Here is a 12,559-nt window from a genome sequence, read left to right on the forward strand (position 1 = left end):
AGTCTCAGCGCAAGCGCTAGCGCGTGGCCAGCACCTCGCCGAAGGTGTCGTCCAATGCGCTGACCAGATGATCGGCATTGGCGCGGCTGAAGATCATTGGCGGGCGCATCTTCAGTACATTGTCAAACGGCCCCTCGGTGCCGATCAGCACACCGCGCGCGCGGACGCCGTCATTGATGCGTCGCGCCAGTGATGTCGCCGGTGCCTTGGTCTTGCGGTCTTCGACCAGTTCGATACCGAGGAAGAGCCCCATGCCACGCACGTCACCGATAATGTCGTAGCGCGTCTGCAATTCGCGGAAGCGTTCGACCAGATAGGCGCCGATGCTCGCTGCGTTCTCGCGCAGGCGGTCGCGCTCGATGACATCGAGCACGGCAAGGCCGGCCGCACAGGACACCGGGTTTCCACCGAACGTATTGAAGTACTCCATGCCGTTGTTGAAGGTGGCAGCGATCTCCTTCGTCGTCACCAGCGCCGCCATCGGGTGGCCGTTGCCGATCGGCTTACCCATGGTGACGATGTCAGGCACCACACCTTGCGTCTCGAATGCCCACCAGTGGCTGCCGACCCTGCCGAAACCAACCTGCACTTCGTCGGCGACGCAGACGCCGCCGGCTGCACGAACCAGGGCGTAGACCTCCTTCAGATAGCCTTCCGGCAGGAAGACCTGGCCGGCGACGCTCGGGATCGATTCAGCCATGAACAGCGCCGGCGCGCGGCCCTGCGCCTTGATCGCCGCGATCTGCTCGGCAATGCTCTCGGCAAAGCGGCTGGCATGTTCGGCGAGCGGCCATTCCTGCGGAGCACGATAGCTGTCGGGGATCGTCGCCTCGAACACATGCGCCGGCCGGCCCTTGCCGCCCTTGCGCTTGTATTTGTAGGGGCTGAGATCGATCAGTTCCTGGGTCGTGCCGTGATAAGCCCAGTCCAGCACGATGGCGTCGCTGCGCCCGGTGTGGTTGCGGGCCATGCGCAGCATCAGGCTGTTGGCCTCGCTGCCCGAGCAGGCGAAGGATGCCACCGAAAGCTCTTCCGGCAACGTTGCCGTCAGCCGCTCGGCATAGGTGACGATGGCGTCGTGCAGATAGCGCGTGTTGGTGTTGAGCCTGGCTGCCTGCCGGGCAATCGCCGCGACCACATCGGGATGAGCATGGCCGAGATGGCAGACATTGTTGAAGCAGTCGAGATAGGCGCGGCCGCGGTCGTCGATCAGCCAGGCACCCTCGCCGCGTACGAACTTGATCGGCTCGGAATAGGAGATCGACAGGTTGGGCAGCAGCGACGTCTTGCGCGCCGCCACGATCTCGGGACGGCTGCGACCGGTCTGGACGAAGGTCTCCGGCGGAATGCCGGCGAGTTCGGCGGCATCGGGGAAGAGCTGGCGCCAGACGTCGAGATAGCGTGCTTCGCCGACACCCAGGATCTCGCGCGCCGACAGGCTGGTGTCGGTGGAGATCTGGAAATGCAGATGCGGCGCCCAGCCGCCATTCTGCGCGGCCACACCCATCTCGCCGACGACTTCGCCCGCTTCCAGGCGCTGGCCCGGCTTCAGGCGGGACGCCGCCTCATGGGCGAGATGACCCCACAGGGTGACGAAGGCAGGACAGCCTTCCGGTGCGTGTTCCAGGGCGACGAGGCCGCCATAACCCAAGGGGTCCTCTTCGATTTCGACGCTCTTCACGGTCGCGGCAAGCGGCGTGCGCACCCTGGTGCCGGCCGGCATGAACAGGTCGAGGCCGAGATGATGGATGCGGCGCTCCTGTTCGACGAAGCGTGACTGGAACATGTCGCTGGCATAGACGGTGCGCACCTCACCCCAGGGGCCGATGCCGAGTTCGATGCCGTATTCCGCGCAATGCGCGTCCCACCAGGCGCTGGCCTTGGCCGGCTGCTGTGCCGCCGACGCGACCGTCATCGGGTGTCGCGGATCGCCATAGGGCACCAGTTCCTTGACCAGGGTCGCCGGATGGCGGTCGAGAACCGGTGCGAGGCTCTTTGTGTGAGCCGCGATCCAGCCGGTGACGGCGCGGGCGCCCGGTACGGCATCGAAGCCGCAGGCATGGCGCAGGATCGCGGTGGCGAAGCTGCGGTTCATGGCATCGAGCCGGCGCAGCATGCGCCAGGCCGGCGCTTCGCTGATGGCCAGATAGGGATTGTCCCCAGCCTCCTGCCGGCGCAGCGCCGACAGGGTCACGCTGGTGACGAGGCGCATGGCGATGAGATCGAAGAGAAGATCGATCTCCTCCTCGCGCAGAGGATATTCGGCGTGGAATCCGGCGGCGAGCTTCGCCGCCGCGCCGATCGGATCCTCGGTATCGAGAATGGAGTAGGCGCAGGCGACAGCCAGTTCGGCGATCAAGGGCGCATAGAGCGCGTCGCCGAAGTCGATCAGGCCGGCGACCCGCTTCGGATCGGCGGCATCGACCAGCACGTTCCAGTCATTGGCGTCGTTGTGGATGACCTGCGCGCGCAGCGCGGACAGGCGCGGTGCCACATGGGCGTCGAAGCGATCGAGGAACCGCTCCAACAGCGCCCTGTCATTGGCGTCGCCAACATGCGTCAGGCGGCGACGCGAGGCACCGGCGCGGCGGATGTCCCAGTCGAAGCTGCGCAGCGCGCCGGGATGGATGAAACCCTGCAGCGCGCGGTCGAGCTTGCCGAGCGCGCGACCGAGACTGTCGAGTGCCTCGGGCGAACGCTCGGCTTCCGCCAGCGGCTGGCCTGGCAGCCAGGAGACCAGCCGCAAGGCATGGCGGGTGCCGTCATTGGCCGCCGCGAAGGCGAGCGAAGTGTTGTCCAGCGTCTTTTTCAAGGAAGGCACTGAAAGGTCGATCCCGCTGCCGGCGAGATGATCCAGCAGCGCTGTCTGGAACTCGCTCTCGCCGCGCGGCTCGCTGGCATTGACCACCTTCAGGATCCAGTCGCCGTCTTCCGAAGTCAGCCTGAAATTCTGGTCGCGCTCGCTGTCGAGCGAGCCGACCGAGCCGGAAACGCCGAAATGGCTGGCGGCAAGCGCGCGCGCTTCGATCAGCGAGAAATTGGGAGCCGGGTGAGTGATGTTGGTCATTGCAGGTCCGGATTTGATCTTCATGGAGCTTGGCACGGGCGCAAAAATCGGGCATCCGGCAAAGCGTCGGTCAGACCGGCACTATGCCTGCTTCGACCGGCATATTAACGGTGAGTGGAAATCGCCATGAAGGAACTCGACGCAAAGGACCGGGATATCCTCGCCATCCTGTCCAAGGAGGCACGGATTCCGTTGAAAACCCTGGCGGCGCGCATCGGCTTGTCGCGCAGCGCCACCAGCGAGCGCGTGGCGCTGCTGGAGAAAAGCGGTGTCATCCGCGGCTACCGCGCCGATATCGGCCAACTGGAGCAGAACCAGCTTTCCGCTTTCCTGATGGTGACGCTGGTTCGCACGCCTTCGATCGGCGTGCTCGACCAGCTCGCACGCCATCCGGAGGTGCGGCGGGTCTCGTCCATTTCCGGGCAGGTCGACCTGGTGGTCGAGGTGGAGGTGCCGTCGATCGATCGGCTCAACACGCTGCGCGACCAGATCGCCTCGCACGCCAGCGTCGAGGACCTGACCTCGCTGATCGTGCTCAGGCGCGATATTGAACGCCAATAACTCCGAGAATACCCCGATGAAAATTCCAGCGACCCTTTTTCTTGCCCTCGCCGTTGCCGCTTCGCCGGCCACAGCCCAGGAATTCAAGGTTCCGAAACAATATGAAAGCCAGTTCATGGGCCAGGTGATGTCGCTCTCGCTCGCCCAGCAATGCGCGGCCTACGTCAAGACGCCCGGCATACTGGACGAGATGCGGACATCGCTGCTGAAGTTCGCGCGCAAGGTGAAATGGCAGGATCCGCAGGCCAAGGTGAACAAGTTGATGGCCGATTCCAAGGCCAAGGTGAACGGCCCGATCGGCCTCGAGACACCGGCAAGCTGTTCCGACCTCCTGCGCGATCTCAAGAAAAGCAACGGCAGGAAGGGCTGAGGCCGCTCTCTTCCTTCCCCCTTGAGGGAGAAGGGAACGCTAACGCACACCCTTCGCAGCCGCACGACCCGCGCTGCGGCCCGAGAAGATGCAGCCGCCGAGAAAGGTACCTTCGAGAGCCGCATAGCCGTGCACGCCGCCACCACCGAAGCCGGCCACCTCGCCGACGGCATAGAGACCCTCCACCGGCTGGCCATCGGCGCCCAGCACCCGGCTGTCGAGATCCGTGTGCAGGCCGCCCAGCGTCTTGCGGGTGAGGATGTTAAGGCGCACGGCGATCAGCGGCCCGTTGGCGGGGTCGAGCATCTTGTGCGGCCTGGCGGTGCGGATCAGCTTGTCGCCGAGATAGGTGCGGGCGCCGCGCAGCGCGATCACCTGCATGTCCTTGGAGAAGGGATTGTCGAGCTGCATGTCGCGGGCACGGATTTCGCGCTCGACCTGAGCGACATCGAGCAGTGGCTCGCCACCGGCCAGCGCATTCATGCGGGCGACGAGCGCCGGCAGCTCGCGCTCGACGATGAAGTCCTCGCCCTTGTCGAGGAAGGCCTTGACCGGACCCGGAATGCCCGATGTGGCGCGCTGCAGCACCTGGCGCCAGCTCTTGTTGGTAAGATCGGGGTTCTGCTCCGACCCCGACAGGGCGAACTCTTTGCGGATGATCTTCTCGGTCAGGATGAACCAGGAATAATCGAAGCCGGTCTTCATGATGTGGGCGAGCGTGCCCAGCGTGTCGAAGCCGGGATAAAGAGGCACCGGCAGGCGCTTGCCGCGCGCGTCCAGCCACAGTGACGACGGGCCGGGCAGGATGCGGATGGCGTGGTCGGTCCAGACCGGCGCCCAGTTCCTGATGCCCTCGACATAGTGCCACATGCGGTCGCGGTTGATGATCGAGCCGCCGGCACTTTCGGTGATCGCCAGCATGCGGCCATCGACATGGTCCGGCACGCCGGTGATCATGCGTTTCGGGGCCGCGCCAAGGCGGGTCGGCCAGTTCTGGCGCACCAGCTCATGATTGGCGCCGATGCCGCCGGAAGCGACGATGACCGCCTGCGCCTTGAAGGCGAAGTCGCCTGTCACCGTGCGCGAACTCTTGCGGCCGCGCTCGACGCTGCTCTCTTCCAGCACCTCGCCGCGTACACCATCGACCGCCTTGCCGCTCTTTGTCAGTTCGCTGACGCGATGCCGGAACTTGAAGGTGACGAGCCCGCGTTTCGCCGCTTCAAGCACGCGGAGCACGAAGGGCTCGATCACCCCAGGGCCGGTGCCCCAGGTGACATGGAAGCGCGGCACTGAATTGCCATGGCCGACAGCATTGCCGCCGCCGCGCTCGGCCCAGCCCACGACGGGGAAGAACTTGATGCCACGTTCGGAAAGCCAGGCACGCTTCTCGCCGGCGGCGAAACCGACATAGGCCTTCGCCCATTCCCGTGGCCAGTGATCCTCCGGACGATCGAAGGCGGCGGTGCCCAGCCAATCCTCCAGGGCAAGGTCATGGGAGTCGCGGATGCGCATGCGCCGCTGCTCGGGCGAGTCGACCAGGAACAGCCCGCCGAACGACCAGAAGGCCTGGCCGCCGAGTGACTGTTCGGGTTCCTGGTCGAGGATGAGGATTTTCCTGCCCGCCTCGGCGAGCTCGGCCGCAGCGACCAGCCCTGCGAGACCAGCGCCGACGATGATGACATCCGCGTCGTAAGCCAATGTTCCCCTCCCTTTTGCGTCGTCGATCCCGGCCTGTTCCTCCCGCCGGGGCGAAGCTAGAGCGTTTCCGCTTTTAACGGGAACGCGGAAACGCTCTAACTATCTGTTTTTACGCAATTCCGAACGCAAAACCGCTGCGCACTTTTGCTGGAATTGCTCTAATGTCAGACCGTCTCCCAGCCGTCCTTGTCGCCGGCGCGGAAGATCGCGTCGATGGCCTTCTGGTTCAGCACCGATTCCTCCAGCGTGAAGACGCGATCGCCGCCGCCAAGTGCAGCACGCACGAAGGCTTCTGCTTCGAGCTTGTACTGCTGCACGCCCGGGAAGCGGAAGACCTGCGCTTCAGCATGGTTCTGGTTGTGCAGTTCGACCCGGTGATGATCGTAGACGCCGGCATTGAAAGGCGAGGCCACTTCGATGAAACCCTTGTCGCCATGGAACACCATCGACTGGCGCCCGGCCATCTGCGTCGAGACATAGAAGGACAGTTCGAAATCGCCGAAATCGGCGCGCACGGAGGAATAGACATCGGTGCCGAAGGTCTTGTCGCGCTCGATCGTCGCCTGCACCCGCAACGGCTCGCGGTCAGCCGCGAAGCGCGTGGAAACGATCGGATAGACGCCGATGTCCAGCAGCCCGCCGCCACCGAGATCGAGCTGGTTGCGCATGTTGGCGGGGTCGACATTGTAATAGGTGAAGCAACCCTGCACCTGACGCAGCCTGCCGATGGCGCCGTCGGCAATCAGCTGGCGCACCTTGATCCACTGCGGATGGTAGATGACCATGAAGGCTTCGCAGACCAGCACCTTGTGGCGGTCGCGCAGCGCAATCAGCGGCGCGATATCCTTGGCGTCGAGCGCCAGCGGCTTCTCGACCAGCACGTGTTTCTTCGCCTCGATCGCCTTGGCCGCCCATTCGACATGCTGCGAGGTCGGCACGGGGATGTAGACGCCATCGACATGCGATGAGGCCAGCAACTCCTCATAAGAGCCAAAGGCATGCGGCGCGCCGAAACGGTCCGCCAACGCCCGCGCCTTGCCGACATCGCGGCTGGCCACGGCCGTCAGCACGCCATTGCCGGAATCGGCAATGGCCGGCAGAACCTGCTCACGTCCGATCTTGGCCGTCGACAACACACCCCAACGAAACATCCGGCATTTCCTCGCAAGATTCTGTGCTGGCGAGACTTGCGCGAAACGCGCCGAAAAACCAGTGCCGTTGCGGCAGCTTTCTAGCTGCGCCGCCCTGACAGCGTCATGTCGAATTCGACGACGTTGGAGTAGATCGGCGTTCCGACATCCATGCCGTAGCGCGAGCGCAGCACCCTGCCGGTGACCCGGAAGGTGATCATGCCGCCGGCAAAGGATTTGAGCTCGGCCTGGAACTTCTCCGACGAGGTCTTGCCACGGGCGGTGAGATTGCCGGTTATCGTCGCCGTGGCCTCGCCGGTCCGCCGCACGCTGGTCGAGCGGAAGCGGATCTCGGGGTCGTTGGCGGCATCGAAGACCGCATCCGAGCGCAGGAACGCATCGATGCGCCCCTGACCGGTACCGACACTGGCCGGCATGATGGTGATGTTGACCTCGGAACGGTCGGCATCGGCATTGTCGACGCGGATGTTGCCGGTGAAACGGGCGAAGGCGCCGTCCAGGCTGCCGCCGCCGGCCTTGCCGATGGAAAAGCGGATGCTGGATCCGGCCGGGTTGATCGTATAGCGGCCGCCGGCGGCGGAGAGCGAGGTCGCCGCGTAGGCAGTGGAGCTCGCGACGGCTATCGCGGCGAGCATGAAAAGGGCGAGACGGCGAAACGACATCGGAGCTTTCCGGCTGAGTGCGGTACTCGCTGGATCAACGCATCATGCAGGGCGTCTATTCCGGTTCAGTGTCATCACGCTGGCGTGAAGGTGAGATCATGCGGGCAAGCACGTTGTCTCCCAGCCGGAAATGATGCCGCAAGGCAGCCAGCACATGCACTGCCACCAGCGCAATGGCCATGTAGGCCAGATAGGCGTGCGCAGCCCGCCACCAGGCTTCACCCCTGTCCGAGACCGCAACTGGCAGGTTGGGCATCACGAACAGGTCGAACGGCATGCTTGGGATTTCGAGAACGGAAGCCGACACCAGCGCCCAGCCGGTGAGCGGCAGGAGAAGTTGCAGCGCATAGAGCGCGACATGGGTGGCCGGCGCTGCCCGCCTTTCCAGACGCCCGGTTCCGGCTGGAAGTCGCGGCGCGGCATTGGCCAGCCGCCAGCCGACCCGCAGCACGACAAGACCCAGCACCAGGAAGCCGAGGGACTTGTGCAACTGGATGAGCTCGAAGGCCGTGCGCTGGCTGGTTACCCGAACCATGGCGAGGCCAAGCACGATCTGGCCGATGAGCAAAGGAGCGATCAGCCAATGCAGCAGGATCGCGATCCAGCCATAGCGGGTCTGAGTGTTCCTGATCAGGAATGCCATGACGGATGAACGACCGCGACGCGGTCAATCATCCCGGTCACGCCAGCGGAAGAAATCGACGAAGGCGCGCAGTGCCGGTCGCATCTGGCGCCGGCTCGGGTAGTAGATCGAGAAACCCTCGAAAGATGGGCACCAGTCTTCCAACACCCGCACCAGACTCCCCGAGGCCAGCGGCTGCGCGACATACTCCTCGAAGACAAAGGCAAGACCGGCGCCATCGACAGCGGCGCGGACGATCGCACCATCGACGCCGAGGATCAGCGGCCCTTGCACCGGCAGTTCGATCTCCTCGCCATCTTTCTCGAACTCCCAGCGATAGAGCACCCCGCTCGAGAAGCGGAAGCGGATGCAGCGATGGCCGACGAGGTCGCGCGGATGTTTCGGCTTCGGCATCCTGGCGAAGTAGGACGGCGCACCAACCACGGCACTGCGGATCTGGGGGACCGATGCGCACGGCAACCATGTCCTGCTGCAGGCTCTCTCCAAGCCGCACGCCGGCATCGAAGCCACCCTCGACCACATCGGTGAAACGGTCCTCTATGACGACGTCGAGCACGATCTCGGGATAGGCCTTGGCGAAGGCCCCGAGCTTCGGCGCCAGTACGAGGTTCAGCGCGGTGCGCGGAACGGTCAGCCGCAGATTGCCGGCGGGACGGTCCCTGGCCTCGACCGCTGCTTCCAATGCCAGGTCGATTTCGGACAGGGCTGGACGCAAGCGTTCGAGCAGCCGGGCACCCTCTTCTGTCGGCGCGACCGAGCGCGTGCTGCGCGCCAGCAAGCGCACGCCGAGACGGGCTTCCAGGCTGGACACGGCATGGCTGACCGCCGAAGGCGCAATCGCCAGGTCGCGCGCGGCGCCGCGGAAACTTCCCCTGTCCGCCACGGCGGCAAGCACGGCAAGCTGGGCAAGATGGCTTCGATCCATTGTTCTAACTTTTAGAATAGCTCGTGCAGTTATGAGACAATTATCGAACACAAGGCAAGGCGCTATCTCTCTCGCATCGCAACCATCGAGACCAAGGAGCATCGCGATGCAAAAGCGCAAACTCGGAACCGAACTCACAGTCTTTCCAGTCGGCCTCGGCTGCATGGGCATGAGCTTTGCCTATGGCGGCCAGGAGGAAGCGGAAGCGATCCGTACGCTGCGGCATGCCGTCGACATCGGCGTCGACTTCTTCGACACCGCGGAAGTCTACGGTCCCTTCGACAATGAGATCCTGGTCGGCAAGGCGCTGAAGCCGGTGCGCGATCATGTGACCATCGCCACCAAGTTCGGCTTCAAGATCTCCGAACAGGGCAGCGGCACGGAACGCATGATCGGCGTCGACAGCCGGCCCGAGCATGTCAAAGCCGTCGCCGAGGCATCGCTGCGCCGGTTGGACACCGACGTCATCGATCTCTTCTACCAGCATCGGGTCGATCCCGACGTGGCGATCGAGGACACGGTCGGCGCGATGGCGGAACTGGTCAAGGAAGGCAAGGTGCGCGCACTCGGCCTTTCGGAAGTGAGCGCGGCAACACTGCGACGTGCCCATGCCGTGCATCCGATTGCCGCCGTACAGAGCGAATACTCGCTGTGGAGCCGTGATCCGGAAGAAGAGATCCTCGACGTCTGCCGTGAACTCGGCATCGGCTTCGTGCCCTACAGCCCGCTCGGACGCGGCCTGCTGACCGGCACGATCAGCAAGCCGGAGCAGCTTGGCGCCGATGACTGGCGTCATACCTTGCCGCGCTTCCAGCCCGAGGCGCTGGACGCCAATGCCAAGGTCGTGGCCGTGCTGGAACGCTTCGCAAAGGAAAAAGGCGTGACGGCCGCCCAGCTTGCTTTGGCCTGGGTGCTGCACCAGGGCGACTTCATCGTGCCGATCCCCGGCGCCCGCAAGATCCATCACCTGGAGCAGAATACAGGAGCGGCTGCAATCAAGCTGACCGGCGCAGAAGTCGCCGAGATCGGCAACGCGCTGTCGCCCGACAAGGTGATCGGCAAGCGCTACACGGAAGAGGCGCTGGCTCTGGTCAACGGCTGACCTGCAGCAATCGGCCCGGTCTTTCCTTCTCCCCCTGTGGGAGAAGGACCAGCTTTCACCGAGGCTCGACCGCGATACGAGGCCACACTAACCGCGCTGAACCATCAGGAAGAGGGCTGCTATCAGCAGCACAAAGAGCCCTGCGGCTGCCGCGACGATACCCAGAAGAGCGAACCAGGTCCGTACATTGCCGAGGCTTGGCCTGTGGCCGTCGGCGCTCTTTGTGCCGAGAAACGCCCACGCCCCGAGGAGCACTGGCGTGGCCCCCCCTACGATCATCGCCACTTCTCCGTCTGGAGCGGTGGTTCGCCAGATCATCCCGAACAGGTAAATCCCGGCGATCGTTCCAACGACAAGAGCGCCAAGAATGAGAAGGATGCGCATCGTGTTCCTTTCACTGCTTACCAGTGCTCGACCGTGATCTGCGGCCACAACCGCACGGCACGTTCACCTTTGGCCTCGTGGGTTTCGCGATTGTCCATCACCCTGTTCGGTGTGATGCGGAAGGAAAAGATGTCGTCGAGGCCGAACGGGGCGATGACGTCGATATCATTTGCCACCGTCAGCCGAACGCCCACGGCATGCGTACGCGAGGCGAAATAGCCGAGCGCCTCGGCGCTGGAGCGATAGGCTGGGCAAATGCGACCGAACCGGTCTGGATACCAGAGATGCACGCGGGCCTGGTTGCGCACTTCCACTGGCAGCGGCAAGCGTTCGAAATGCGCGGCCGCGCGCCGGATGACGGCATCTTCCGCCTCGTAGGAGAGGTCGGCGCCGTCACAGTAGAAGAGGTCGATGTCCTTGATACCATGGCCCGACGGCTTGCCGGTCAGGCTGTTCCAGACGCTGTTATAGATCGCGCCCGAGACGACCATTCCGTCCGGCAGGGTCAGGTCGCGGGCAAGCTCGAGCGCTTTCCAGACGATGGGGTCGGCCCGCAGGATCGTCTTGAGAGCAGCTGCCTGATCGGCAAAGGGCAGGCCGGAATGGCGCAGGTGATGCATGAGCCGAGAAGACGGCGATTCGCCAGTTTGAGCAACGCGCCGTCCCGTTGAAACGGAAATGGCCCGCGAGGTTTTGCGGGCCATTTCCGAGCTTGAGGCGTCCGGATGTATCAACATCCGGACCTCTGGTATCAAGCAGACGCTTCCTGGATCGCCGACAGCTTCCAGTCGTCGCCGTGCGGGCGGGTGAAGGTCCAGAGCTCGGTCGTCTCGCTGAGCCTCTCGTCGCCCTCGACCACCTTGCCGGTCTTGCGGTCGCGCATCACGTCGATCGACTCATAGCGGAAGGCCGCCGTGGCGTAGTCCTGGTTGTCTTCACGCCAGGCTTCGGCGATGTCGGCCTGCACCAGATGCACGTCGGCAACGTCGTTGCGAAGGCCGTTCTGTGCATTGTCGGCCAGCTCTTCCGAGAAGTAGGACACCATTTCGGGCGTCGACAGGCGACGCAGGCCGGCATGGTCTTCCTTGGCGAAAGCGGTCTGGACTTCGTCCAGCATGCGCTCGAACCGGTCGAGGTCTTCCTTGCCGAGCTCGATATCCTGCGAGGCCGGAGCCGCCTGGGTACCAAATCCCGGGATGCCAAACGAACCCGCACGGCCATTGCCGGCCGGGCGCTCATCCTCGACAGCGTCGCGATTGGCCATGCGTCCGAACATCTCGCCAGGCCCGCCGGCGGCCGGACCACTGGCCGTCGCCGTTGCCGGCGCCTGGCGCGAGCGGAAGAAGCGCAGCGCCAGCATCACGACAAGGCCGACCAGCAGAAGCTGCACGATGAAACCAAGCGCGCCGGCCATGCCGCCGAAACCGTAGCCGAACAGGACGCCAAGCAGACCGCCGATCAGGATGCCGCGCATCAGGCCGCCACCGAGACCACTGAACAGCCCGGGGCGCTGCTGCTGCGCCATGCCAGGCTGCTGCTGCCGCGTCGTCGCGGTCGGTCCGGTGTTCGGTGTCATCGAGCGTTCGACCGGAGCGGTCGGGGCCGGCGCGGTGCGTGTCGGCGGCGCCGACTGGAAAGTGCGCGTGCCGCGGCTGCCAAAGCTGCCGCCGCGCCGGGCGTCGGCGAAATCGGTCGACACCAGCGTGAACGCCATCAGAAGCGTGGCCAACAATGCAAATGAACGTGTCTTGCCAGAGATCATCGGGTCCTTCTCCCACAACCCGCTCCGGTGAAAATGCAAAGCGGGCCCAATTCAGCGGTCCGACATCACGTCTTGCATAGACGTCAGAGGGGCCCGGTCCGCGCACGGGATGTGGGAAATGCCGACGCGCTTTGCAAGAGCCGGTACATGGAAAAGGCAGAGGCGACAGCGACATTTCCAGGTTTGCGGTGCGTCCTTCGAGGCTCGCCCGGCTATGATCGCGCTTAGTTTCCA

The 12,559-nt window shown here is 64.4% G+C and carries 11 protein-coding genes and 1 pseudogene; 3 read left to right on the plus strand and 9 right to left on the minus strand.

Annotated elements, in window-relative coordinates; all coding sequences use genetic code 11:
• Positions 1-16 precede the first annotated feature (16 nt).
• Positions 17-3,067, minus strand: coding sequence for an aminotransferase class III-fold pyridoxal phosphate-dependent enzyme (locus ACFJIU_RS25100; RefSeq protein ID WP_379064545.1), 3,051 nt, complete (start codon positions 3,065-3,067; stop codon positions 17-19).
• 126 nt (positions 3,068-3,193) lie between these two features.
• On the opposite strand from ACFJIU_RS25100, the gene ACFJIU_RS25105 reads away from it, so the two are divergent.
• On the plus strand, positions 3,194-3,628 hold the full coding sequence (locus ACFJIU_RS25105; protein ID WP_379064547.1) for an Lrp/AsnC family transcriptional regulator: 435 nt from the start codon (positions 3,194-3,196) through the stop codon (positions 3,626-3,628).
• A gap of 16 nt (positions 3,629-3,644) precedes the next feature.
• Positions 3,645-3,998, plus strand: a complete 354-nt coding sequence (locus ACFJIU_RS25110) for a hypothetical protein (RefSeq protein WP_379064549.1) — start codon at positions 3,645-3,647, stop codon at positions 3,996-3,998.
• 39 nt (positions 3,999-4,037) lie between these two features.
• On the opposite strand, the gene ACFJIU_RS25115 is transcribed toward ACFJIU_RS25110, so the two are convergent.
• The 5 genes and pseudogenes from ACFJIU_RS25115 to ACFJIU_RS25135 all read right to left on the minus strand — a co-directional run bounded on the left by ACFJIU_RS25115 (position 4,038) and on the right by ACFJIU_RS25135 (position 9,077).
• Positions 4,038-5,696, minus strand: coding sequence for an FAD-binding dehydrogenase (locus ACFJIU_RS25115; RefSeq protein WP_379064551.1), 1,659 nt, complete (start codon positions 5,694-5,696; stop codon positions 4,038-4,040).
• 164 nt (positions 5,697-5,860) lie between these two features.
• A complete protein-coding gene (locus ACFJIU_RS25120; protein ID WP_379064553.1) occupies positions 5,861-6,847 on the minus strand; it encodes a Gfo/Idh/MocA family protein in 987 nt (328 codons plus the stop codon).
• Positions 6,848-6,927: 80 nt separating this feature from the next.
• Positions 6,928-7,509: a YceI family protein gene (locus tag ACFJIU_RS25125; protein WP_379064555.1), complete on the minus strand. Its 582-nt coding sequence runs from the start codon at positions 7,507-7,509 to the stop codon at positions 6,928-6,930.
• 55 nt (positions 7,510-7,564) lie between these two features.
• The gene (locus ACFJIU_RS25130) at positions 7,565-8,152 is read right to left on the minus strand and encodes a cytochrome b (protein WP_379064557.1); all 588 of its coding nucleotides are present in this window, start codon (positions 8,150-8,152) and stop codon (positions 7,565-7,567) included.
• 24 nt (positions 8,153-8,176) lie between these two features.
• Positions 8,177-9,077, minus strand: a pseudogene (locus ACFJIU_RS25135) (LysR substrate-binding domain-containing protein).
• Between the two features lie 106 nt (positions 9,078-9,183).
• Here ACFJIU_RS25135 and ACFJIU_RS25140 point away from each other — a divergent pair.
• Entirely contained in the window at positions 9,184-10,179 is a 996-nt protein-coding gene (locus ACFJIU_RS25140; RefSeq protein WP_379064559.1) for an aldo/keto reductase, read from the plus strand.
• 87 nt (positions 10,180-10,266) lie between these two features.
• Here ACFJIU_RS25140 and ACFJIU_RS25145 read toward each other — a convergent pair whose 3' ends face one another.
• The 3 genes from ACFJIU_RS25145 to ACFJIU_RS25155 all read right to left on the minus strand — a co-directional run bounded on the left by ACFJIU_RS25145 (position 10,267) and on the right by ACFJIU_RS25155 (position 12,325).
• Entirely contained in the window at positions 10,267-10,563 is a 297-nt protein-coding gene (locus ACFJIU_RS25145) for a hypothetical protein (RefSeq protein ID WP_379064561.1), read from the minus strand.
• Between the two features lie 17 nt (positions 10,564-10,580).
• Positions 10,581-11,183, minus strand: a complete 603-nt coding sequence (locus tag ACFJIU_RS25150; RefSeq protein ID WP_379064563.1) for a nucleotidyltransferase family protein — start codon at positions 11,181-11,183, stop codon at positions 10,581-10,583.
• A 131-nt stretch (positions 11,184-11,314) separates the two neighbouring features.
• Positions 11,315-12,325 carry a Tim44 domain-containing protein gene (locus ACFJIU_RS25155; RefSeq protein ID WP_379064565.1) on the minus strand — a complete coding sequence of 337 codons (1,011 nt, stop codon included), beginning with the start codon at positions 12,323-12,325 and terminating at the stop codon, positions 11,315-11,317.
• Positions 12,326-12,559: the final 234 nt, after the last annotated feature.

It is taken from the genome of Mesorhizobium sp. UC74_2 (genome assembly GCF_042701485.1).
Lineage (GTDB): Bacteria > Pseudomonadota > Alphaproteobacteria > Rhizobiales > Rhizobiaceae > Mesorhizobium.